The organism is Paenibacillus contaminans, from assembly GCF_003285015.1.
Classification (GTDB): domain Bacteria; phylum Bacillota; class Bacilli; order Paenibacillales; family NBRC-103111; genus Paenibacillus_V; species Paenibacillus_V contaminans.
The window spans coordinates 1-23,590 of record NZ_QMFB01000036.1 but is presented as its reverse complement, the minus strand read 5'-3'; the positions used below and the strand labels follow the sequence as shown (position 1 = coordinate 23,590).

Annotated in this window: 14 protein-coding genes; 2 read left to right on the top strand and 12 right to left on the bottom strand. The window is 55.2% G+C overall.

Annotation, left to right across the window (positions count from 1 at the left end; genetic code table 11):
- Positions 1-302: 302 nt before the first annotated feature.
- The 9 genes from DQG23_RS35730 to DQG23_RS35690 form a co-directional block, all read right to left on the bottom strand.
- Positions 303-1,514: a VWA domain-containing protein gene (locus DQG23_RS35730; protein ID WP_113035832.1), complete on the bottom strand. Its 1,212-nt coding sequence runs from the start codon at positions 1,512-1,514 to the stop codon at positions 303-305.
- Complete coding sequence (locus DQG23_RS35725; RefSeq protein ID WP_238178198.1) at positions 1,515-4,103, bottom strand: DUF5682 family protein; 2,589 nt, start codon at positions 4,101-4,103, stop codon at positions 1,515-1,517.
- Positions 4,016-5,107, bottom strand: coding sequence for an ATP-binding protein (locus tag DQG23_RS35720; protein ID WP_113035884.1), 1,092 nt, complete (start codon positions 5,105-5,107; stop codon positions 4,016-4,018). Before DQG23_RS35720 ends, DQG23_RS35725 begins: the two co-directional genes overlap by 88 nt.
- Positions 5,083-6,972, bottom strand: coding sequence for a HEAT repeat domain-containing protein (locus tag DQG23_RS35715; RefSeq protein ID WP_113035831.1), 1,890 nt, complete (start codon positions 6,970-6,972; stop codon positions 5,083-5,085). Before DQG23_RS35715 ends, DQG23_RS35720 begins: the two co-directional genes overlap by 25 nt.
- Positions 6,973-7,376: 404 nt before the next feature.
- Positions 7,377-8,816, bottom strand: a complete 1,440-nt coding sequence (locus tag DQG23_RS35710; RefSeq protein ID WP_113035830.1) for an SWIM zinc finger family protein — start codon at positions 8,814-8,816, stop codon at positions 7,377-7,379.
- A 469-nt stretch (positions 8,817-9,285) separates the two neighbouring features.
- A complete protein-coding gene (locus DQG23_RS35705; RefSeq protein ID WP_238178197.1) occupies positions 9,286-10,884 on the bottom strand; it encodes an ATP-binding protein in 1,599 nt (532 codons plus the stop codon).
- Between the two features lies 1 nt (position 10,885).
- On the bottom strand, positions 10,886-12,316 hold the full coding sequence (locus DQG23_RS35700; RefSeq protein WP_238178196.1) for an RtcB family protein: 1,431 nt from the start codon (positions 12,314-12,316) through the stop codon (positions 10,886-10,888).
- A 430-nt stretch (positions 12,317-12,746) separates the two neighbouring features.
- Positions 12,747-13,538 carry a TatD family hydrolase gene (locus tag DQG23_RS35695; RefSeq protein WP_113035829.1) on the bottom strand — a complete coding sequence of 264 codons (792 nt, stop codon included), beginning with the start codon at positions 13,536-13,538 and terminating at the stop codon, positions 12,747-12,749.
- Entirely contained in the window at positions 13,531-14,109 is a 579-nt protein-coding gene (locus DQG23_RS35690) for an RNA 2'-phosphotransferase (protein ID WP_113035828.1), read from the bottom strand. Before DQG23_RS35690 ends, DQG23_RS35695 begins: the two co-directional genes overlap by 8 nt.
- A gap of 268 nt (positions 14,110-14,377) precedes the next feature.
- Between DQG23_RS35690 and DQG23_RS35685 the strand changes: the two genes are divergently transcribed.
- On the top strand, positions 14,378-15,814 hold the full coding sequence (locus tag DQG23_RS35685) for an alpha/beta hydrolase family protein (RefSeq protein WP_113035827.1): 1,437 nt from the start codon (positions 14,378-14,380) through the stop codon (positions 15,812-15,814).
- A gap of 26 nt (positions 15,815-15,840) precedes the next feature.
- Here the strand turns inward: DQG23_RS35685 and DQG23_RS35680 are convergent, their stop codons facing one another.
- Together DQG23_RS35680 and DQG23_RS35675 are read right to left on the bottom strand one after the other, a co-directional pair.
- On the bottom strand, positions 15,841-16,881 hold the full coding sequence (locus DQG23_RS35680) for a MerR family transcriptional regulator (RefSeq protein ID WP_238178195.1): 1,041 nt from the start codon (positions 16,879-16,881) through the stop codon (positions 15,841-15,843).
- A 106-nt stretch (positions 16,882-16,987) separates the two neighbouring features.
- Entirely contained in the window at positions 16,988-18,220 is a 1,233-nt protein-coding gene (locus DQG23_RS35675) for an aminopeptidase (RefSeq protein WP_113035825.1), read from the bottom strand.
- A gap of 180 nt (positions 18,221-18,400) precedes the next feature.
- Between DQG23_RS35675 and DQG23_RS35670 the strand changes: the two genes are divergently transcribed.
- Positions 18,401-19,354, top strand: coding sequence for an SPL family radical SAM protein (locus DQG23_RS35670; protein WP_238178194.1), 954 nt, complete (start codon positions 18,401-18,403; stop codon positions 19,352-19,354).
- A 136-nt stretch (positions 19,355-19,490) separates the two neighbouring features.
- Here the strand turns inward: DQG23_RS35670 and DQG23_RS35665 are convergent.
- Positions 19,491-23,590 (bottom strand): cadherin-like beta sandwich domain-containing protein (locus DQG23_RS35665; RefSeq protein WP_192894679.1); only part of this gene is annotated, 4,100 nt, incomplete at its 5' end.

The window sequence follows — 23,590 nt, the reverse complement described above, 5'->3', positions numbered from 1 at the left end:
AGTGAGGCGAACGAAACTATTCATTTCGTTTGCCTCACTATTAATTGCGTTTGCCTCATTACCTCACCAAAACACGGGTTTTCGGTTTGAAATAGTGAAGTTTGCCTCAGAAATAGTAAACTTCACCTCATTATGAGGTCACTATCCGCTGCACGATCAAATGCCTTACATCCTTGAAATCTATAGTATAAGGCTACTACGTGAGTATGGTAGTCAGAGGTCGGATTTCTTGGTTCTTCATTTTTGAGCTTTAAATAAAAAGCTGCACGTAAGGGCATAAACTCCCTTCGTACAGCTCTCTTTTACGCTTTCGCCGCCCCCGCGTGGGCAGCCAATGCTTGCAGATCGAGTCCTTTCAAGGCGCCCTCGATCAATTCGGGCAGCAGCTCCGGCGTGCAGCCGAAGCAAGGAATGCCGAACTGCGCCAGCTTCTTCGCCACATTGTCGTCGTACGACGGCGCTCCCTGATCCGACAGCGCCAGCAAGCACAACACTTGGACGCCCGCCTGCTTCATCTCGCCCATCCGGCGGATCAGCGCCGCTTGGTTACCGCCCTCATACAGGTCGGAAATGAGAATGAACAGCGTTTTTTTCGGATCCATAATAAATTGCTCGCAATACGCAACCGATTTGTTGATGTCCGTGCCGCCGCCGAGCTGAATGCCGAACAGCATGTCGACCGGGTCGTTCGCGCACTGCTCGCTCAAATCGACGACCTCGGTATCGAAGGCGACGACATGCGTATCCAGCGACGGCAGGCTGGCAAAAATCGATCCGATCACGGAAGCGTAAATGACCGAATCGGCCATCGAGCCGCTTTGGTCGATATCGAGAATGACCGTCCACTCCTTGCTGCGTCTGGCCCGGTCGAAGAAGTAGAACCGTTCCGGAATGATCCGTTTGCGCTCAATATCGTAGTGCTTCATATTTTTGCGGATCGTCGTCTTCCAGTCCGTACTTGCAAAAGAAGGCAAAGGCGAATGCCGCCTGCGGTTAAGCGCGCCGGTAACGGCCCGGCGGATGTCGTTTTCGAGCTTCTTCGCGATTTCGTCGACGACCGCCTTCACCAGCTGGCGCGCCGTATCCTTCGTTTTTTCCGGAATTTTGCCCCGCAGCGCCATCAAGGTCGCTACCATGCGGACGTCCGGTTTGATTTGCCCCAGCGTCTCCGGCTCAAACAGCAGCTGCTTCAGACCCTTGCGTTCGATCGCGTCGGCCTGTATAACGGACACCGCATCGGGAGGAAAAAAGGTGCGTATATCCGCCAGCCACTTCGCCAGCTTCGGCGAGGAGGCGCCCAGCCCCGCCTTGCGCCGGCCGCCGGAGCCCGAGCCGCTGCCGGAGTCGAATGCGCCGCCCGACGTTCCGTCATAGATGGCCGCCAGCGCCTCGTCCATCAGCCTCGCTTCATCGTCAAGCAAGCTTCCGCCTTCTCCGTAAGAGCTCAGCTTCTCCTCGGCCGACTCACCCAAAATCAACCGCCAGCGTTTGATCTGTTCCTGTCGTTCCATCATCTACAAATCTCCAAAATCGAATTCGTTAAGCTCATCGAGCATCCCTCTTTCCTCTTCGCTGAGCGGCCGCTGCAGAAGCTCGCCGGTTTCAAGGCCCCCGGAGCCCCACTGCTCGCCCAGCATCTCGGCGATCGCCGCCTTCTCCCGAGCCTCGAACGAACCGAACGCCCTTCGCAAAAACAACAGCGAGCGCCGGAACTGCTCGCCGTCAAGCGACGAAATATACGTATCGAGCTGCTCCCACAGGCCGGCGCGGGACAGCAGCGCATAACGGTTGCGCATCGACAAGCCTTCGAACCAGCCCGCCCCCAGATCGGCCGGGATGCCCGGCGAAAGCCGCCGCAATACCTCCTGCGCCGTCTGATCGCCGGCGACCTGATTCCGCTCCAGCAGGATGGCGAAGGCGAAACCGGACAGCCTTGCGTTCCGGTCGTCGCGCGAAGCAAGCTCCCACAAGCTTCGCAGCCATTGCCCGTCGTCCACTTCTTCCGCGAATTCCTGCGAAACGGCATGCATTTCGTTCATAGCAGCGAGGATCTCGTTCGACGCCTCCTCGCTGCAGGCCGCAGCGTCCACAAGCAGCAAAGCTCCCCGCAAAAACAGCTGCTGCATAAGCGGGACCAAGGAAGCCGTGTCGACTTTACGGACATCGCCGTAGCGGATGAGCACGGACAGCTCGCGGGCGGCTGCGGCAATTTGCGCGAAGCTGCCTGCATCAACCGCGAGCCGCTGCAGCGTTCGCCTTGCCTGCTCCATCGCCTCCGGCAGTCCGCATTCGCATGCTTCTCTGATGATGCGCGACGCTTCGCGAATGTCGCCGCAGCGCTCCAGCTTCTCGTTGATGACGAAGGCGGACGCCAGCTCGACCGTCTCGCCCTTCAAGGTCGATTCGACAAGCTGAATTTCCGTCTCCGGACTCCAGCGCAGCACCCAATGCTCCGCCCACGTCGCCGCATCCTGCCTGACGCCCTGCTTGCGCGCAAAGCCGATTTCGAGCAAAGCGATCCGATGGAGGAAAACGGAGCGGTGCAAATCGATAAACGCGGCTTCCTCCGACTTCACCCGCCGGTTTTCCCGCAAATCAAGCTCCAGGTCGGCCGCGACCGCGGACTTGTATTTATCCAGCTTCAGCCGCTTGAGCTGCCGGTTCAAGTCGTCCTGAATCGGCGTCTGGCTGACGCCCTCCGGCAGGCTGCCGATCGCGGTTCCGACGTCGGTCCGAGCCAGTGCCTCGGAGATGGCGGAAAGCTCCCCGAAGCCGAGGCAAACCGTCGCAGCGTCGCGCAAGTCCTTCCAGGTCGGCAGGCTGCCGCCGTGCAGCGAAGCCAGCGACTCGGCCAGCCGAACGCCCTCGATCACGGACGCCGTGGAACGGAACGTTCCTTCGGTCCGCAAATGGGACGCCACCTGCGACATGTAGAGCGAGGGCATTTTGGCCAGGTCGCCGTGCCGCATGCAGGCCCACATCAGTTCAAAGTAGGCCGGAGCCTGATTGCCTGCCCCGTAGCCGGAATGCGTAGACAGCTTGTAGTAGGAATACGGCATGAGCGTCAGCTTCGTGGACGAGCGCGGCAGCTCACGCAGCGCTTCGTCGGTCATGCCCGGCTGCGACGAATCTAGTGCCGAAGCATGAAAAGCGCCGGTCACGACGACGATGCGATCCGCCGGACAGCCTGACGCGATCGCCTCAAGGATTTGCCTGCGCATGTACGCTTCGCGGATCGCGTTGACAGCCGTCTCGCCCGGATCGTAAGCGAGCTCCTCCTGCTCCGATAAGCTCCGCATTTGCCGCGAAAACTCCAAAATCGCGCTGCGGTATGTATCCTTCCGCATATTGTGCTCGAAATGCCGCTCCCAATAGCTCTCGTAATCGGGCTCGTCAGCCAGCTCGGCAATTCGCTCGTATACGGCATGCTGCCGCCGATAATAAGCTTGCAGTCCGCTTTGCCGTTCCTCGCGCTGCTCCTCCGTCAGCTCCTCGCCGCCTAACGTCCGCTTGCCGTACAGCGCCACGGCCGCATCGGAAGGCAGGTCGATGAACGCGGCTTGCGCTCCGTTTTCCGCCGCCCAGAGGAAGGCTTGATACTCCGGCGAATACGAGGCAAAAGGATAAAGCAGCGTCCGTACGGGCAGCTGATCGGTGTAAGCCAGTATCGCTACCGGCGGCACGACGCCGCGCGACGTCAGCTGCCCGATCAGGCCGCTTGCGTCGGAGGGCCCCTCTACCAATACGAGCGAAGGCTTCACTTCGTCGAGAAACGCCCGCAAATGAACCGCTCCGGCCGGCGACAGATGCCGGATGCCGAAAAGATGCGGCTGCCCGTTAGCGGCTGAACGCCGGAAGCCGTACTCGCCCGGCTCAAGTGCCGGGATTCCGCCTTCTCCTGCTGCAGCCGATTCGGCTGCGGTCCGCATGCCGACCGATTCCAAAGCGGCGGCATTCCGTATGCCGAGCTCTTCGAGCGGCTGGACGGCGCCGTCCCCCGTACCGTTCACGGTTTTCAATTGTTCATCTCCCGGCATGCGTTGTACAGACTCCGCCATTCCGATCCCCGCTTTTTCATAACGTTCTCCAGATACTCTTTCCAAACGGCTCGATCCTTCTCTTCGTCTTTTACGATCGCGCCCTGCAGCCCTGCGGCGATGTCTTCGTCGACGATTCGCCCGCTGCCGAAGCTGGCCGCCAGCGCCATGCTGTTCGTCAGCAGCGAAATCGCCTCCGCCGTCGAAATGACGCCGCTCGGCGGCTTCACCTTCTCCTTGCTGTCGAGCGTCACGCCGCTGCGCAGCTCGCGGAATATCGTGACGATTTTGCGCACCGCTTCATCCTCCGGCAGCGCGGCTTGCAGCTCGTAGCTTGCGGAAATTTCCGCAACCCGCTTGCGCACGATTTCCACCTCGGTTTCCAGCTCCGAAGGGGCGGGCAGCACGACGATATTGAACCGTCTTTTGAGCGCGGCCGACATGTCGTTCACGCCTCTATCGCGCGTGTTCGCCGTTGCGATGATCGAAAACCCCTTAGCCGCGGACACTTCCCTGGCCAGCTCCGGGATCGAGATCGTTTTTTCGGACAAAATGGAAATCAGCGCATCCTGCACCTCCGAGGCACAGCGGGAAATTTCCTCAAAACGGGCGATGCCCCCGGTTTCCATCGCGCGGTATATCGGGCTTTTGAGCAGCGCCTCGTCGGACGGCCCGTTCGCCAGCAGCATCGCGTAATTCCATGAGTAACGGATTTGCTCTTCGCTCGTACCGGCCGTTCCTTGAATGACCTTGGACGAATCGCCGTGTATAGCGGCCGTCAAGTTTTCCGAAAGCCAAGATTTCGCCGTTCCCGGCTCCCCGATCAGCAGCAGCGCCCGGTCGGTCAGCAGCGTGGCAATGGCGATTTCGACAAGCCGCCGGTTGCCGATATATTTGGGCGTTATCGTCACATCGCCGGCTTTACCGCCCGTAATAAACGTCAAAACCCCGCGCGGAGACAGCTGCCAGCCGGCAGGCTTCGAATCGCCGTCGACCCTCTTAAGCGCCTCAAGTTCCTTTTCATATAGCCTTTCCGCAGGCAGCCTCAAAACATTTTGTTTCTGATCCATGCGATCCATCCCTCTCCCTTCCCGTTCTCCTGTACGATTTCTTCTTCATTGTCCTTGGCGCGCAGCCACTCCACGGCATCGAGGAACTGTTTTTGGATTCCCTCATAAGCGAGCCCCTTAGCCACTTGCTCCAGCCGATCCGCATACTCGCGCGGAAGCTGAGCCAGAAGCAGCAATTGCGTGCGGTCCAAGTAATAAATATGCTTGGCGTTCGTTTTCTCCAGAACGTCCATCAGCAGCTCCGGCGTACCGCGATAGCCGAGCCTGAACAGCGCAGCCAGCAGATGCACCGTCCTCGTCTTGTTAAAATTCGGCGAAGCCTCCAGCTTCTTAAGCAGGAAGTCGACGACCTTCTTATCAGGCCGCCGGGCAAGCCGCCAGACGAACTCTTCCTCGTCGATATCCATAAACTGGTCCACCCACCTCGGGTCCCAGCCGTCAAGCGGGATCGGCTTGCGAGGGTAGCCGCAGCCTTCGAGACTGCCGGTGCGCCCGGCCGCGGTACTGACGCTGCTGCCGTTATTTTCGTCAGAAGTCCCGCACTCGTCGAACGGGTTTGCCAGCGGCTCCGTCAACTCGTACATCGCCCGCAGCAGCTCCTTGCCTGCCGCAGATTTCTTGCTCGCAAACTCTCCGGCGAATCGGTCGAACACCTCGCTTGGCTGCAGCGTACGAACCGCCGCTTGGAAGCTGTAGGCGACAAATCGGCGATTCCACGCCTTCTGCAGCGACAGCAGGAAGCCGTGTGCCTCCGGCCTATTCATATCGAGCAGCAGCTGGGCGGCGTAGTCCTGCACGCCCCCTGTATCTCGAGACATAAACGTCTTATCGCCAAGCAGCTTTTGCAAGAAAGCCGATACGGCCGGGTCCGCTTTACCCTCCAGACATTGCACGGCTGCATACAAACGCGGAACCGCGTCATCGCCCGGCTTGCTATCCTCAAGCCCCCGCAGCAGCTCCTCCGTCACCTGAAGCAGACGCTCTGTAAGCCGCCCGTATGCGGACTGCCGGATAGGCTCGATGGCGATCTCCTGATCTTTGTCCGTCAGCGCCAGCAGCAGCCGTTCCGCCGCGGCGCCGGACATCAGCCGCGACAACGCGGATAAGGCGGCGCGGCGAACTTCTTTCTTCTTGTCATCCGCATGCTGCAGGATGACCGGCTCCAGCTCGGGGTAATCGCCGAGCAGCTCGATCGCCCCCGTGCGGACATCGAGCGAGCCTTCCGCCGCAGCCTGTACGAGCAGCTCCCGCTCCGCCGCTCCGGCGAGCCGGTGGATAAGCTGCAGCCTTCTGGCGTCGCCTTTGCCTCCTTGCAGGTCGAAGCGCGCTTTCAGCAAGGGGAGAGCAGGTGCGCCGAGGGTCGGAACGACCGTCTGCGCCATATATTCGGCGAGCTCTGCGAAGCTGTCGTCCAGCGCCGCGATGGCCGGGATGAGCGTGCGCATATCGTCGAACAGCTTCTCCTCGAAGCCTTGCCGCACGACTTCCAAACGGCCGCCGCCCTTCTGCGTCAACGCCTCCAGCAAGGGCTTCAGCTTGCGGTACGGCACCTGCGTAAAGCAGGACGTCTCAGCGGCTTCAATAAGCGTCACGCTCCCCTTCGCCTCCGTCCGTCCTTGCGTGTAGAGGACGGCATGCAGCAGCGTGCCGAGCTCAAGCAGCTTCCCCGACGCCTGCTCCGTCCCCGCCTCGACAAGCTGCTCGACGCCGTCGGCCAGCCGGCCGAGCACCGGGGCGCTTTCGCCGAGCTTCCGCAGCTGCGGAAGCAGCTTGTTCAGCCGCATATCGCCCGCCGCCATCCCGCTCCCGGCTATAAACAGCCGGCGAACCTCGTTATGCAGCTCCTGTAAAACTGGTATGCTCATCGGATATACTCCTTTAAGTGCTAGTGCGCGTTCAAACTAACAGCGTGAAACAAACTCGCTTTTATGGAACCTCAGTCGGACTCTCGCCGAAAACTACCTCTGTTGTGCGAAAGGCCGCTATAGTCTGAAAGGTAACTTTTTGTAACTGCCTCCCTAGTCGAACGTTTGCAGGCAGTTCACTCCTTTCGCCAACCTTACGCGCAATCGTATGCTAAATGGAAAACATACAGTTATTTTCCGCATTTCCCCTCGTTTCGGGCAACGAAATGGAAAACCTGCAGCTAGTTTCGCCGTTATCCAGGAAATACGCTTTTTTCGGATATTTAGCTTCAGAAAATCCAGTTACTTAAGCCAATTAAGCGAAAATCAAATAATTAGCTGTAGAAAATCCAGTTACGATCGCTTCAATACAACAGCCGAATCCGTTCTTGCTCGGTAATCAGCGTCAAAGGCTGAGCAAGCAGCTGGCCTGTCCCCAAATCATGCTCGAACATGACAAGCATCGCCTGTTCCTTTAAATATGCCTTCTTCAAAAGCGGCAGAAGCTGTACGGACGGCTGCTGCAGACGCTTGATATCGCCGAGCGCGATCCGCTTCCCTTGCCCGTCTTCCAGCGCGTAGGCTTCGCCTTGCTTCACGATCTCCTTCACATGCAGCAGGACGACCGGATGCTTATCCGAAAGCGGATTTTTCATCTGATCCTTTACCTGCTTAATGACTTCCGCATACGCTCTCCGGGCATGCCCGCGTATTGCGGCAAAATCGCGCTCTTCCGGCTCGCGGAAAACCGGATCCTCCCAGCGGAGCCTAGGATTCGCATCACCCGGATAGACGAGCGCTTCCTTCGCCTTCACAACCGGATGAAGCGTGTCCTCCTCCTTCATATGCTTTACCGCCCGGTACGGCCGGTAATTCCTGTTTGCGTACACTTTGCCGCTTGCCAGCTCCAGCCAGTACCCTTCATCCACGTATTCGCTTCGAGCGTCGTCACCATAAGAATGGAACGCAAGCTGCAGCAGCTCGGCGTCACGCACCAAAAGCCCGCTTTCGCGCAGCTCGGACAACTGCCAGGCATGCCCCAGCCATTCTTCGATGGCCGAATCGGTTGCCAGAGGCGTATCCGGGTTTTCTTTTCGAGCCGTCAAATAGCTCCGGCCCCGCTTAACAAGCGTCTGCAGGGAGGTCAACTTGTCTATCGCTTCCGTGTAGATCGCTTCCCGTTCGCCATCGCCTTGGAATAACAGCAGAAACTCGCGAAAAGCGGCCTGCACGCCAGGCACATAATGGTTGCCTAACTGCTTGGCCTGGTCTTCGAGCATACGCGCCATTTTGGCGTCTATTCCGCCGAGCCCGGTTTGCACGATTTGAAGGAGCAGCTTGTCAAGCAGCTCGATTCCTTCCATTTGCGCAGATATTTTTTTGACTAACGCGGATTTGTTCGTCTTCTTCGCGACCGGAGGCGTATCATCGCCGGCTATGGCTTCCTTCTTCTTTTCTTCCCGTTTTACCGCCTTGTCCCGTTTGTCCGCGATATCCTCCGGAATGTCCTCCGTTTGAAAAGCGCTGCCGACCGCATAAGCATACAGCAGCCCTAAAATGTGCTTGCACGGGAACTGACGGCTCGGACAGGAGCAGCGAAACACCGGGCTTTCGGGCTTCACAAAATCGGCGGAGCACCGGTACGGCTCTTTCCCGCTGCCTTTGCACTCGCCGAACAGAAGCGTCTCGTCTTCGGACCTGCACAGCTTCGGAAAGCTGTTCTTCTTGGCCAAGTCCCGTCCGTTCTTCATAGCGGCGGCATTCAAAGCGAGCGAATCGATATAAGCTTCGGTTACAGCATTCATCATATCCCTCTCGAGCAAAGTAGTTTGGCGTTTCCTTACATCATTAAAACGACTTACAGCAGCTAAATGTTACCGGCAATCTGCGATCCGCGCGCAAACAAAAAACTTCCCGAATCGAACAACCTAGACGAATCGCGCGCGCTTTCCGGCTTTTAACCATTTCCACATTCGGGCATGCTTTCCTTTCAAACCCTGTAACAAAATATATGAACGTCGCGCCTGGCTCCGAACCCATTACAAAAAAATAACAGCGAGATCACTCCGCAAAGAGCCGTCTCGCTGCATGTGTCGCTATTAAAAAAAAGCACTTGGGGACTGCTTTCACCGCTTTTGGCGGTATACCGGAAATAGGAATCGGCGGACATCCAGTACTAACGGAAGCCACCGCCGTTATCCTGCTAAAAAGAACCCCGAAGCTTATGGGCGCACTCGCGCCAAAACCGGCCTACAGGCCGGTATAATCAGAGGACTATGCCCGCTCCGCCGCCAAAAAACCGACGCGCGGCTCCTCTTCATCCTTCAGCCACACCTGCGTGCGCCCTTTGTCGTGCTCCGCCTTCATGCTTCTGGCGATTGCCGCCACGTTGACATGCCCCTCCCCGTGCCACTCCAGCACCGCCGATACGTACAGCTCGTTCAACTGTGCGAACGTAAAGCCGTCCGTTTGCCTAACGGCGTCCCGCATGCCATCCTCGCCCAAAAGCTCCTGCAGCCCTTTGCGCTGCAAATACGCAAGCCTTAGCTCCGACGTCGGCAGCTTGATCTCGTAGGCTCGGTCGAACCGGCCCGCCCGGTTTATCAAAGCGGGATCGATTTTCTCCGGATAGTTGGTCGTGCCGATAAGAAAAATGCCTTCCTTCGACGTCGCGCCGTCCAGCATATTCAGAAAATACGATCGGACCTGCACCGGCATCGAGTCGATATCTTCGATGACGAGAATCATCGGGGCTTTTTTCACCGCGGCTTGGAACACTTCCTGGATCGATTCGCTGCACGTATGCTCGGTAATTTGCCAGTAGGCGACAGGCGCCTTCACGCTTCCGGCGATCGATTTGACGAGCGTAGTTTTTCCATTGCCGGGCCTGCCGTACAGCAAAATCCCTCTTTTATACGGGATTCCGAACTTCTGAAAGAACCCGCGGTCGCCGATAAAAAATTGGTCGATCGAGCGAAAAATTTCTTTTTTCACCGTGTCGCTCATAATCACTTCATCCCGTTCCACCATGCGGGTCATCGGCACCAGCTCCGTCTCGATGCCATGACGGCTGTCCGTATAAATCGTCACGCTTCGCCGGTCCTGTTCCCGCAGCCGTTCGCGGGTGTAGGCGAGGAAATTCAGCAGCGCCTCGTCGCTGACGGCAAACACGAAGTCCTCGGCAAACATGCCGTGGTTCCGAAAAACGGGCACCCGCGCCAGCGCCACTCCCCACTCGGGATAAGCGAACACATTGTTGCGCACCGACGGAAAAATGCGATGCCCCGCCTCCGAAGCTTCCGCATCGTAAGCGAACGCCTTCGACTCGACCTGCTCGAAAATACGTCCGACCAGCTCGACCCCGCCGCCGTTCCCGCGGACGTCTTCCTCCAGCATCGTCCAATATTCCTCATTGCCGTCGTCGCTTTCGTACATGTGGAACGCCTTCCCGTACTTGTTCGCCAGCATCGCATGAACGGCCCGAATGACATAGGCGAAGTCCTCGTACAACGGCGAAGGCTTGCTTTGCTCAGCCGACAGCTTGATCGCCGCGGCCTTGGCTTTAGCCGAGGCCGTTTGTCTGACCGCCGCTTTCGCCACGGACGGCTGCCCGATCGCCGCTGACTTCGCTTTCGCCTCAGACGGCTGCTCGACCACCATTGACTCTGCTTTAGCCTCGGACTGCCTCTCGACCACCGCTTGACCGGCTTTCGCCTCGGATGGCTGCTTGGTCGCTGCTTGCTCAGCTTTCGCTATGGCCGGCTGCTTTATCGCATCTGGCTTGGCTTTCGCGTCACCCAATTGCGCCGCATCTGACTTAACTTTCGCTACTAACGTCTGCTTCGCGTTCATTTCTGTTCTCGTTTCGCTCATGTTACGCTCCTTTGACGGTCGCCAGCGGCTTGCATTTGGCTACCACTTCGGCTAAGCCGGCCCCCACGACGCTTTCGATAATTTGATCCACATCTTTGTAGGCCTGCGGCGATTCGTCCAAAATCGTTTCAAGCGACCGGTGATTGACGACCACTTCGTCCTCTGTTCCGACCCGCAGCGACGACGAAAACTCGTCGATCGTTATCAGCCGTTTCGTAGCGCTCCGGGAACGAATGCGGCCAGCGCCGTGGCAAATCGAATGATAATTGCTCGCGCCTCCCGGCCTGCCGACCATCAAGTAAGAGGCCGTCCCCATCGATCCCGGTATAAGCGCCGGATGCCCCGTTTCCATATAGGGGGCGGGATTGTCCGGATGACCCGGCGGCAGCGAACGCGTAGCCCCTTTCCGGTGCACGAAGCGCGATGCGCCCTCATGCGACTCCTCCCATGCATAGTTATGCATCAAATCATACAGCGTCGTCATCTGAAATTTGGAGCCGAACACCTCTTGCCCGGCTTCGCGAACGGCGTATGCGATCAAATGCCGGTTGACGACCGCGTAATTGAGCGCCGAATACATAAGATTGACATATACCTGCGACGCCGGATGATCGAGCGGGCCGAAAACAAGCCTCGGATCCGCCGTGCCGAGCCCGGCGCTGCGCATCATTTTGGCCATATCGGTGCTGCCGTGCTGACTGACCGCCCCTCCCCAAGCGCGCGAGCCGGAGTGGATCATCACGATGACCTGCCCGTCAAAAAGCCCCCATTTCTCCGCAACCTCCCGGTTTTCTTCGGCAATTTCCACCGCCTGAATCTCTACAAAATGATTCCCGTTCCCAAGCGTACCGAGCTGCCGGTGCGAGCGGTGCCAGACGTTGGCGGGCAGACGGTCGAGCGCTTCCTGATCGAAATGGAATTTGCTGCGCTCCACATGCGTCAGCGAAGTCGCCTTGCGCGGCGAGTAGTGGTCGGGGACGTACTTTTTGGGTAGGCCGTGCAGGCCCTTCGCAACCACATGCTCCAGCCGGATATCCGAAAAATATCCCCGCGCATGCTCCTCCACCGGCATATTCCGCTCGATCGCTTTCACAAGCTTGCGGCGCAGCTTCACCTCTTTCAGCTCGTCTCGGTGCATGTTGGTCAGATGCACGCGCATCCCGCAGCCGATATCGCTGCCTACGATGGAAGGCGATACGTAGCCGTCTCCCGCATCCCAAACCGCCGTCGTGCCGATGCATGTGCCGACGCCCACATGGACGTCCGGGGTGTAGCTCATATACCGCTGGTTCGGAATTTGCAGATTGTTGTTGGCCATCTCGAATACTTTGTAGTCGAGCGTTTCGTATAACGGCGAGCTGGCGTACACGTGCAGCAGCCCCGCCGGAAGCTTTACTTGCCTGTAATAGGCATCGTTCATGATTGTTTCCATATATAAATAACCCTTTCTAGTTGAAAAATATCGTTTACCCGCGCGAACGGGAGCCAAAATATCCGGCTTCGCCGTTCTTCTAGGCGGCGCGTTTACCGCGCTTTAGATCTGCGCCCACGTGCTGCAAACACGAAAAAACCGCGGACGTTTCGTCCACGGCTCGGTCGGTTCGGCAAAGAAGCGGATCGTTTCCCGTGAATACGGAAAACAATCCCCGTCTATCATGTTTCTCCGTAGAGGCCGACGAGCGATGAACGTTCGTTTGCAATTGGCGGCACTATGTTCGACTTCTGAATACTTGCGGTCATCGTCTTCGGCCTCCTTTCGTTTAAGTACTTTTATCATAGCGGCACCACCCGCGGCGGTCAATCACCGTAGAGCGGAAAGTTTCGTTATAACGATCGTTTACCGGACTTTCGATATTCGACGCCTACACCCCGAAAAACGCCTTCGCCGTCTTCGTCGTCGACTCGGCCATTTCGTCGAAGCTTTTGCCCACGCACTTTGCGATCGTCTTGACGATATGCGGCAAAAACGCCGGCTCGTTCCGTCCGTCGGCCGGTTTGTTCGGCAAATCCCGGGGCGTCAGGAACGGAGCGTCCGTTTCTACCATGAGCCGGTCAGGGGGAATGATTTTGACGAGCTTCCTTAGGTGGCTGCCTCGTCGTTCATCGCAGATCCATCCGGTGATGCCGATGTACAGCCCCATCTCCAAATAGACGCGAAGCTCCGTTTCGCTGCCCGTAAAGCAGTGGACGACCGCCCGTCCCAGCCGGCTCCTGTGCTCGTCCAGGATCGCTTTGAAGTCGCGAAACGCTTCGCGCTCATGCAGAAACAGCGGCATATCCAGCTCGCAAGCAAGCCGCACCTGCTCCTCGAACCATTTGCGCTGCACGTCGCGCGGCGAAAAATCGCGGTTGTAGTCCAAGCCGCATTCTCCGATGGCCACGACCTGCGGAAGCGCCGCTAGCTCGCGAAGCTTCGGGATGGTTCCCGCGTCGCAGCTTTTTGCATCATGGGGGTGAATGCCCGCAGTCGTATACAGCTTGCCTGGAAATTTGCCCGCAAACCGGGCGCCCTCTTCGCTGTTTCGCATATGCGTACCCGTCAAAATGAGCGGCCATACCCCTTCCGCTTCCGCGCGAGATATGACTTGATCGCGATCCTGTTGAAAGGACCGATGGATGAGATTAACGCCAATATCGACGATTTGTTTATTCATTGCCTTCTTCCTCCTTGGTGTTCGTAAAAATCGCACAGCATGAAGGAGGTACGGAATCCGCCAGCCACACTTCATTCCCTGCATAATAAAACCGGGTACCGGCCGCAGCCGCCTTACGCGTATCGACGCTCAAAATAACGAGCTCCCCCCGCCTTTTCCCCGCAAGCGTCGCAAAATGCGTCCCTTCCGACAGATGCACGTATTGCCTGCCCATCGGACGTATGCCTTCGCTCATTATAGTTGGAGCCGCATGCGTATTCGTTCCATGATACAAACTATCCGGCGGGGTGCCCGGCTCGTACTGAACCTTGTCATGACTGTGACCGTACCTTGCGCGGATGCGTCCGTCTTTTATTTCAAAACGCTGCTTCTCGCAGCTCTTCACTACCTGTTCGATATCCTCGATCGTGACCCGGGACCAATTGGGCTGCGAACGAATTACGCTATGCAGCTTATCCAGCCTGTACGATCCGTCCGTCGGATCCAGAACGAGACCGTAAGCCCCTGGCGTATGACGCAGCAGCTTGGTCATAAACTTGCTCAGCCGCGTTTCCGTTTCTTTATTCAACATCATTTCACTTCCCTTTAAAGCTTACATTTCTTCCATTATACCGATTCCTCTTCGGAACGGGCCGGAAAGAATGGTTATAAGCCAAACGATCGCCTGCAAGTCAAGCCGCAGTCTTCCATGCATGGTGCTGAGCGCGGCACAACCGCCGGTCTGCGAACGGATAAATAATAAACGCAAAATAAGGCTTGAATCTTCACCTGCTGGAGATTGTATCGTTTGAATTAGCAAGCGGCTAGTTGCTAATTGTAAACGAGGAGGTTTTATTCTTATGAGATCTTTTGAGATGTTGTTTATTGTCATCAATATTTTGCTGGTTGGCTGGATCCTATTTGCCAAAAACAAGTCGCAGCGCGGGCTGCTTATTGGTTTCGGCGTTTCCGCCATCATCATGTTGATGCATGGGGTCATTGAAGGAATGCGTTGGCAAATGATTCCGGCTTATGCGATGACGGCAGTTCCACTCTTGATCTTCGCTGTCAGATCGATGTCCAAGCTCGGAGAGCCGGTAGAGCGGACTGCAAAAAAAATGCCCCGTGCAAAGCTTGTTACGGTGACAGCGCTAGCGGTCATCTATTCATCTGTGGCCGTGGCGCTGCCGCTTATCCTTCCGATATTCACCTTCGAGAAGCCTACAGGCCCGTACAAAATCGGCACCGTCACCTACGATTGGATGGATGATCGGCGGGAAGAAACCCTCACGCCGGATCCTGGCGACAAGCGCGAATTAATGATACAGATCTGGTATCCTGCAGATTCGAAGGCTAAGGGAAAGACGGATTCCTATATTTCCAACCCGGATGTTTTTGCAGAGGGGTATAGTCAGGTTCTGAATTTGCCGAAGTTTCTGTTTACAACTTTCGGTTATGTCCAAACAAATGCCATCAAGAATGCGGAAATTTCCAATCGGGAACCCGCTTATCCGGTGCTCCTTTTCTCACATGGATTTAGCGGACATAAAAATCAGAACACCTTTCAGATCGAACAATTAGTCAGCCATGGATATATCGTGGTAGGCATAGATCACACTTACAGCAGCACAGCTTCCGTTTTTTCCAATGGCCGTGTGGCAAATTATGTGCCGCAAGATACCAGCTCCATCGCCTACTTGGATAAAGCTAATGAAGGCTGGGTGGCGGATGCCAAGTTTGTGCTGGACCAAGTGGAGAAGCTGGCGGGGAATGATCCGGACCGCCGTTTTACAGGTCGAATGGATATGAACAATGTGGGGATGTTTGGCCATTCCTTTGGCGGGGCGACTAGCGCGCAGATGCTAATGACGGATTCCAGAGTTAAGGCAGCTATCAATATGGACGGCGTTTTATACGGCAAACTGCGGGTTCCGGAAGAAGGGCTGAAAAAGCCGTTTATGATGATGAGCGCCGATGACACGATAAGAGATGCAACAAGCACGGATGATAAGGCGTTTGCCAAATTTATAGAGGAAACGCTGCCGCGGTACAAGCATGTAGCCGTTGGCGGTAATTACTGGATGAAAATTAATGAGATGAAGCATATGGGCTTCTCCGACTTATATTTGTTTTCACCGCTATATGAAAAGATGGAAGGAGTCGATATACGAAAAGCTCACCGCCTTATTAACGATTACTCGCAGGATTTCTTCGATCATTATTTAAAGCAGCAGCCATTTAAGCGATTGGAGCAAAATATTGGCGAACATCCGGCGTTTACGCTGGAAAAAGGCTGATACCACATGCGAACAGCCCGGAGGCCTTAGCCTTTGGGCTGCTCACATGATTGATTTTCCATCTGTTCCAGCTTCCGTTGCAAGCTTTGAAAAAGCACGAGGTTTCCCTTTGAAAGCAGGTTGAAGTGTGGACTTATAATGGAACATAACGTATTGCAGCGTTCGAGAAGCGGTGTTCTGGTTTTCTGGGCATACTCGGCAAAGGAGCGGAGAAAATCCTCTTTATTGAAAGCTTGCTTTGAATTCGCATACAGCATGATCATTTCCTCGACAATGGCCTGTACATAAGGACTGTCGGCAGCCCGTTTTTTCTCCAAAGCTTGGTTCAATCGGTCGTGAATATCCTCAAGCTTTCTGACCCATATGGCAGCATCATAACGAGGCTGATGATCCATATGAACGAAGAAAAACTCAATGTTTTTCAAATCCTTCATAAATTTGGGATTGCTTATGAGTTCTTGCAGCTCATTCCAAGCGGCTGTTTGTTTAGCGGATATTTTTTCTTGATTGATAATGTATTTATTGAAAAAATATAACATAGGATCTCTCCATTCTGAAGGAATCCCGTCAAAAATATGAGAGGCCTCTACTTTCTCGGAAATGAACTGTTTACGTTTTTCGATATTTAATGCTTTTTCATGAATGAGATCGTACATATAGCGCAAGGAATCCCCTTGGTGCCGCTTCGCTTGACGCAAAATCGAAATCATATTTGTAAGCGCGCTAACCTGCGTCGTAAGCGATTCGATCTGCCAGTCGAGCGCTTTGTCAACGGGTAATTCCCCGGAAATCAGCTGGCTTATTTCATCAATGCCAAAATCCAGATAACGCAAGGTTGTTGTCAGCTCTAAACGCCATATATCTTCGGTCGTATATAATCGATGCCCCCCCTCTGTATAACTAGTAGGCTTTACTAATCCGATCTCATCGTAGTAACGGACGGTTCTGACCTTAGACCCAATCATTTTGGCTACTTCCCCGATCGTAAAGGTTCCAACCTCCGTTCTAGAATCAGAAACAGGAAACTTCTGCAAATCCGTGCCGCTGTTTGAATGCAAACCTTTCACCTCCGATACGTTATTTTACTATCTCCAGTAACTGGAGGTTCAAATACGATTTAAGCCAAAAAAAAGGATACCGCATGCGACTTCATCGCAGGGTATCCGCTCATCATTAGATCGCCCAGTTTCCTTTGCGGAACACGGGCTCCGTCGTGCCATCCTTGTAGACGCCGTCGATATCCATTTCGGCGGAGCCGATCATGAAGTCGACGTGTGTGATGCTGCTGTTGACGCCATTCTCGACGAGCTCCTCGGGCGACATCGTTTTGCCGCCTTCCACATTGAACGCGTAGCCGCTGCCGATCGCCAAATGGTTGGACGCATTTTCATCAAACAGCGTGTTGTAGAACAAAATGTTCGATTGCGAAATCGGGGACTCATGCGGGACGAGCGCAACTTCGCCCAAGTAATGAGAGCCTTCGTCCGTATCGACGAGACGCTGCAAAATCTCTTGCCCCTGCTCGGCTTCCACCTTCACGATGCGGCCGTTCTCGAACGTAATTTTGAAGTTGTCGATAATATTTCCGCCGTAGCTGAGCGGCTTCGTGCTGGTCACATAGCCGTTGACGCCGTTCCGGTAAGGAACCGTAAACACTTCCTCCGTCGGCATGTTCGCCATGAAAGGAACGCCGTCGACGCTTGTGCTTCCCGCCCCTACCCAGATATGCTTCTCGGGCAATTCGATCGTAAGCTCCGTACCCGGAGCCGTGTAGCGCAGCTTATGAAAATGCTTCCCGTTCAAAACATCGACTTTCTTATGTAGAGTGGCGTTGTGCTGATCCCACGCTTGAACCGGATTGTCCGTGTTCAGGCGAACCGAGTCGAAAATGGCGTTCCACAGCTTCTCCACCGCACTGTCCTCGCTGTCCTGCGGGAAAACCTTCGTCGCCCATCCCTTAGTCGAAGCCGCGACAACCGTCCAGCTGACTTTGTCCGATTGAACCGCTCTGCGGTATTTTTCAAGCGCTTGGCCGGACGCCTTCTGAAAATTGCCGATCCGCTGCGGATCGATGCCCTTCAGCAAATCCGGGTTCGGGGAAATGATCGCGATGAACGCAGCTCCTGCATCGACGAACGAATGTCTTTTGTCCGCTTCCCATTCCGGAAACTTTGTAAAAAACTCGTCCGACGCCTTCTCGTACTTCAAGCGCGAAAGCGACTCGTCCGTCCAGTCAACGTGAACGTTGCTTGCTCCAGCCTCGTACGATTTGCCTGCCACAAGACGCACAAGAGGAGCCATTTCGATCGAGCCGGTGACGAATACCTGCTGCCCTTGCTGAACGTTGACGCCAACCTTGACGATCAGCTCGGCATATTGCTCTAGTTTCTGTTCAAAAGTGGTCATATTCGAGTCTCCTTATACATGTGTGTTTGCTTTCTTATTGTAACCTATTTCGGCGGCAGGACAAAAATGTCCTTCGTTTACGATTGTTATTTTGCCAGTTTTCCCATGTTGTGAGCGATCGAGCGTTATGATACACTCGTCTAAACAAGAACATACATTCGTATAACGGCGGTGATTTTCGTGAAACCGAAGCGGCATATCCGCTACGAAAAGGTACAAATCAAATCCGTGCTAAATGCTGTCAAAGCGCCTTCCATGCCATTCGAATGGTCAATCAATCCATACCGCGGCTGTATGCACGGCTGCAGCTTTTGTTACGCCCGTTCCACGCATTCTTTTCTCGGCGAACAAGCGGACGATGCGTTTCAAAACCATATTTTCGTCAAAAGTGACGCACCTGCGGTCCTGCGCGAGCAGCTTCTTAAGAGGGCCCGCTCCAAAAAAGGACTGGACGGCATCGGCCGCGTTGCGATCGGTACGGCGACCGATCCTTATCAGCCGAGGGAAGCTTTAGAGCAGCTCACGCTCGGCTGTTTGGAGGTGCTGGCCGAATTCCAGGTTCCGACCACCATTACAACGCGCTCTCCTTTGATTTTACGGGATCTCGACCTGCTTAAGCGGATGAGGTTAATATCGGTCAACCTGAGCGTCAACACGCTAAATAAGACCGTTTGGAAAGCGTTTGAGCCTTCTACTCCCGCTCCCGAGAAAAGATTGGAGGCGGTTCGGCATCTGGCTGAGGAAGGAATTCCGGCGGGCGTCTTTTTGGCTCCCGTCATGCCTTATATAACCGATCGGCCCGAAGATCTGGAGGAGCTGTTGGCGCAAGCGGCAAGCTGCCGGTCCCAGTTCGTCATGTCCTCGGTCATGCGATTGAGTACGCCCGAAGTGAAGCTGTGGTTTTTCGGCGCCCTGCGCCAATACGACGAGCATCTGGCTGCCGCCTACGGCAATATGTATCACGGCTCCGGTTATCCGCCGTCCGAATACCGCGCAAAAGTGAAAGAAACCGTCAAAGCTCTGCTGTCCCGTTATCGGCTCACGGATCATGAGGCTTTTCAGGAGCGGCATAAAACGACCGCCGTTAAAGCCGTCGCCAACCCGGCTCCGGAGCAAATTTGTTTTACTTTTTGAGGGAGTGGGCTTAGCTGATGATAGTAGGCTAACATGGGCTCGACACCTGCTGCTTTCAGCGAAATTCGCCGCCAAACGAACAAAAAACCTGCTGAGCCGCTGCCCAGCAGGTTTTTCTTTTCAGTTTCGCGCTCTGTTATTCAGAAATCATACTGGTAAAACTGCTGCCGTCCTCATAACGAATCATGTTGAAGGATGCGGAAGCGGATTGAACGTCCGCCCAAAACCACTCCTGTTTCGTCACATCCATCCATACGTCTTTCCCAAACTCCGGCGTTGGTCGTTTCAACAGCGTATTCAATGCCTTAACCGCTTCTGCACGCGTCAGCTGGCGATCCGGACGGAAGGAACCGTCCTCGTAACCTGCGAGCAATCCTGCAGCTTTGGCGGCTTGGATGAAACCGGCGGCCCAATGATCTTGCGTGTCCGTGAAGAATACACTGCCCGCAGCCGCTTCCAGCTTATTCAGTCTTGCAAAAATGACGGCGAGCTCGGCTCTCGTAATCGGCGCATCCGGCTTGAACGATCCGTCCGGGTAACCGCTAATCCAACCCGCAGCTTGAGCTTTTTGGATGGCGGACGCCGCCCAGTGGCTTTCGGAAACATCGCTGAACGATTGCGAGCCGTTATTCCGGCCGGGATCGGAAAGTACTCTCGCAAGAATACTCGCTACTTCCGCGCGCGTAATGAGCCGCTGCGGTTTAAATGTTCCGTCCGGATAGCCGTCGATCCAGCTTTTATACGTATCGGTTCCGACCTGCTTCTTCTGAACCTCGATTACCGTAAATGTACTGAACTTCGTGACAACAATTTCGATACCTACGGGATTCCCCTGGCCATCGTATTCGATCTGCCCTTTCTTCAGAACTTTTTCCCCGTCGCTATGTTCGATATAAACGCCCAGCGAAGCCAAGAATGCTTCACGCTCCAGCGGATCCGCAGGAATGGCGGCGCCTTTGAGAGAGAACGTCATTTTTGTTTCTTTGTTCATGACGTTCGACTCGATCGTCATCGGAGTACCGTGAAGTACGGCTATGCCTCCTCTGGCCGCTTCCGTTACGACTTGCGAAGTCATGACCCGGTTCACCGTCTCCTGCTTCACGGCTTCCGTCGCCATGGGGATGAAACGGAAATACATGCCTTCTCCCCACTGTACGTTAGTTGCAATCGTTTCTTTCGGAATATTGATTTGAATGTCATCCATTTGGATGCGAAGTATAGAGCCGTACTCGCTCATAGCCTCCATCGCACTCGTCGGAAACGAAAAACTGAACTCGCTGCTTCCTTCGGGAATTTTCGGAATGACAAGTCTGATTATGTTTTGAACGCCGCCTGGAACGGCTTCGAACAAATCTTTTATCAATTCGGGCGTCACAGTAACCTTGTCGATAACCCGTCCATCCGGCGTCCGTTCACGAACGACTTCAATGGAGATATTGTTCGTACCGTCCCCTCCGTCGATCTTTACTTTATCGGGAACCGTGGCGGCCGGCGGGTCAGGCGTCACGATGACCGGCGGAGTCGCCGCTTCAAGGCGGGTCACGAAAAGCTTATAGGCCTGAACCGAACCGTCCGGAGCCGTTACGGAAATGGAAATCTCATTGATACCGGTATTCAGCGCAATGGTTGCCGAGTTTCCGTCCGGACTCAGCGCCGCTCCGTTTACCCTGACGATAGCGTCGGGATCCGTCGGCTGAGGCTTCACGGTAATGCCCAAAACGGAATTGCTGACGGTAGCGGAGTAGCTTTTTTCGTCAGCCGCTTTGTCGACCTTTACGTTACCATTGTTAATACTCAGTCCGAGCAGGCTTGTCATATTCGAAGGAGCCCGGGAGATCGTAATCGTATACTTCTGCGGCGTTCCGTGCGTCGGCGTTACCAGGATTTCAATGTCGTTATTACCTACTGCCAAGCTTATCGGCAAGCTTGCTTGATTCGTATTTCCTTCAATGCCGTTAATCGTTAGTTTGGCATTCGGGTCGTAAACCGAAGCCGTCACCGTCACAGAGGATACGTCATAAGAAACACTTCCCGTATAAGTCAGCGTATTCAGATTGAACGGAGGCGTTAAGGCTACGCCGCTCACGGCCAGCCCGCTAAGCTCGGCATTCCCGAAACGCGTTACCGTTATTGCGTATTCTTTGACGCTTAGATCTTGAGCCGTAACCTTAACTACGATCGTATTCGGCCCTTCGGCGAGTTGAATATCGCTGCTCGATCCGCTTGCCACGGTCACTCCGTTGATTTGCAAAGACGAATTCGCGTCGTAAACGGAAGCGGTAACCGTCGCGCTATAAACCGCATTAGTGATGGAAGTCGAATAGTTATCGCCTGTCACCGCTATGTTCTGTTCCCCTAGCGTAAGAATCAGCTCGTTTAAGCTTGTATTGTTGGATAGACGCGTGACAATCAGGTTATACGTTTTCGTCGTCGCGCCGTCCTCGGAAGTCATATTAATCTTGATCGCGTTGGCGCCTACGTCAAGCGTTACATTCTCCGCATGGCCCGATACGACCGGCTTTTCGTTAACTTCAATTACAGCCGCAGTATTGGCTGCGATCGGGGTCACATTTACGCTCGTCACGTCAAAACCGACGCTGGCCGTATAGATCTCATTACCGGCATTAAATACTGGCGTCAACGTTCCCGCACTCAGCATCAGCGCGCTCAGATCCGCGTTGCTCGACTTCGCTCGCGTCACCGTGATCGTGTACGTCTTCGTCGTGCCGTTTTGTGCCGTTACAACCACCGTGACGGTGTTCGTACCTACGTTCAGCGTTACGTTTTTCGAACTGCCCGAAGCAACCGGGTCATCATTCAACGTCACTGTTGCAGTCGAGTCCGCTACGGTCGGCGTCACGTCGATGCTCGTCACTTCATTGCCGACGCTCGCTGTGTAACTGCCATTGCCGGCGGAAAATACCGGATTCAGCGTTCCATCGCTTAACGTCAGCGCGCTCAAGTCCGCATTGCTCGACTTCGCTCTTGTTACCATAATCGTGTATGTTTTCGCTGTCGTGCCGTCCTGCGCTGTCACTACTACCTTAATGGTGTTCGTACCCACATCCAGCGTTACGCTCTTCACGCTACCCGAAGTGACAGGGTCATCATTCACCGTCACTGTCGCAGTTGCATCCGCAACGGTCGACGTTACGTCGATGCTCGTCACCGCATTGCCGACGCTTGCCGTATAGCTGACATCGCCTGTTGTAAATCCAGGCGTCAACGTTCCCTCACTTATCGTCAGCGCGCTCAAGTCCGCATTACTCGACTTCGCTCGCGTCACCGTGATCGTGTACGTCTTCGTTGTCATGCCGTCCTGCGCTTTTACTACAACCGTGACGATGTTATCACCCACATTCAGCGTTACGTTCTTCGCGCTGCCCGAAGCGACAGGGTCGTTATTCACCGTCACCTTTGCAGTCGAGTCCGCCACGGTCGGCGTTACGTCGATGCTCGTAACCGCATTGCCGACGCTTGCCGTGTAGCTTTCCGTTCCGGCTGCGAAGACCGGATCCAGCGTTCCCGCGCTTAGCGCCAGCGCGCCCAAGTCCGCATTGCTCGACTTCGCTCTCGTCACTGTGATCGTGTACGTCTTAGTCGTGGTGCCGTCCTGCGCCATTACTACAACCGTGACGGTGTTCGCACCCACGTTCAGCGTTACGTTCTTTGCATTGCCTGAAGTGATGGTGTCATTGTTCACTTTCACTGTAGCCGTCGAATCCGCTACCGTCGGCGTTACATCGATGCTTGTAATCGCGTTGCCGACGCTCGCCGTGTAGCTTTCCGTTCCGGCTGCGAAGACCGGATCCAGCGTTCCATCGCTTAACGTCAGCGCGCTCAAATCCGCATTGCTCGACTTCGCTCGCGTCACCGTAATCGTGTACGTTTTCGTCGTGCCGTCCTGCGCTGTTACAACAACCGTGACGGTGTTCGTACCCGCGTTCAGCGTTACATTCTTCGGACTGCCTGAATTGATAGTGTCATTGTTCACTGTCACTGTAGCCGTCGAGTCCGCAACCGTCGGCGTCACGTCGATGCTCGTAACTGCGTTGCCGACGCTCACCGTGTAGCTTTCCGTTCCGGATGCGAAGACCGGATCCAGCGCTCCTGCGCTCAGCGTCAGCGCGCTCAAATCCGCATTGCTCGACTTCGCTCGCGTTACCGTGATCGTGTACGTTTTCGTCGTGCCGTCCTGCGCTGTTACAACAACCGTGACGGTGTTCGTACCCGCGT

What these genes read in the sequence shown, in the direction of transcription:
- DQG23_RS35695 (WP_113035829.1), bottom strand. Translation starts at nt 13,538, where the DNA reads ATGAATAAACAAATCGTCGATATTGGCGTTAATCTCATCCATCGGTCC.
- DQG23_RS35730 (WP_113035832.1), bottom strand. Translation starts at nt 1,514, where the DNA reads ATGATGGAACGACAGGAACAGATCAAACGCTGGCGGTTGATTTTGGGT.
- DQG23_RS35675 (WP_113035825.1), bottom strand. Translation starts at nt 18,220, where the DNA reads ATGACCACTTTTGAACAGAAACTAGAGCAATATGCCGAGCTGATCGTC.
- DQG23_RS35685 (WP_113035827.1), top strand. Translation starts at nt 14,378, where the DNA reads ATGAGATCTTTTGAGATGTTGTTTATTGTCATCAATATTTTGCTGGTT.
- DQG23_RS35720 (WP_113035884.1), bottom strand. Translation starts at nt 5,107, where the DNA reads ATGGATCAGAAACAAAATGTTTTGAGGCTGCCTGCGGAAAGGCTATAT.
- DQG23_RS35715 (WP_113035831.1), bottom strand. Translation starts at nt 6,972, where the DNA reads ATGAGCATACCAGTTTTACAGGAGCTGCATAACGAGGTTCGCCGGCTG.
- DQG23_RS35700 (WP_238178196.1), bottom strand. Translation starts at nt 12,316, where the DNA reads ATGGAAACAATCATGAACGATGCCTATTACAGGCAAGTAAAGCTTCCG.
- DQG23_RS35690 (WP_113035828.1), bottom strand. Translation starts at nt 14,109, where the DNA reads ATGTTGAATAAAGAAACGGAAACGCGGCTGAGCAAGTTTATGACCAAG.
- DQG23_RS35710 (WP_113035830.1), bottom strand. Translation starts at nt 8,816, where the DNA reads ATGAATGCTGTAACCGAAGCTTATATCGATTCGCTCGCTTTGAATGCC.
- DQG23_RS35705 (WP_238178197.1), bottom strand. Translation starts at nt 10,884, where the DNA reads ATGAGCGAAACGAGAACAGAAATGAACGCGAAGCAGACGTTAGTAGCG.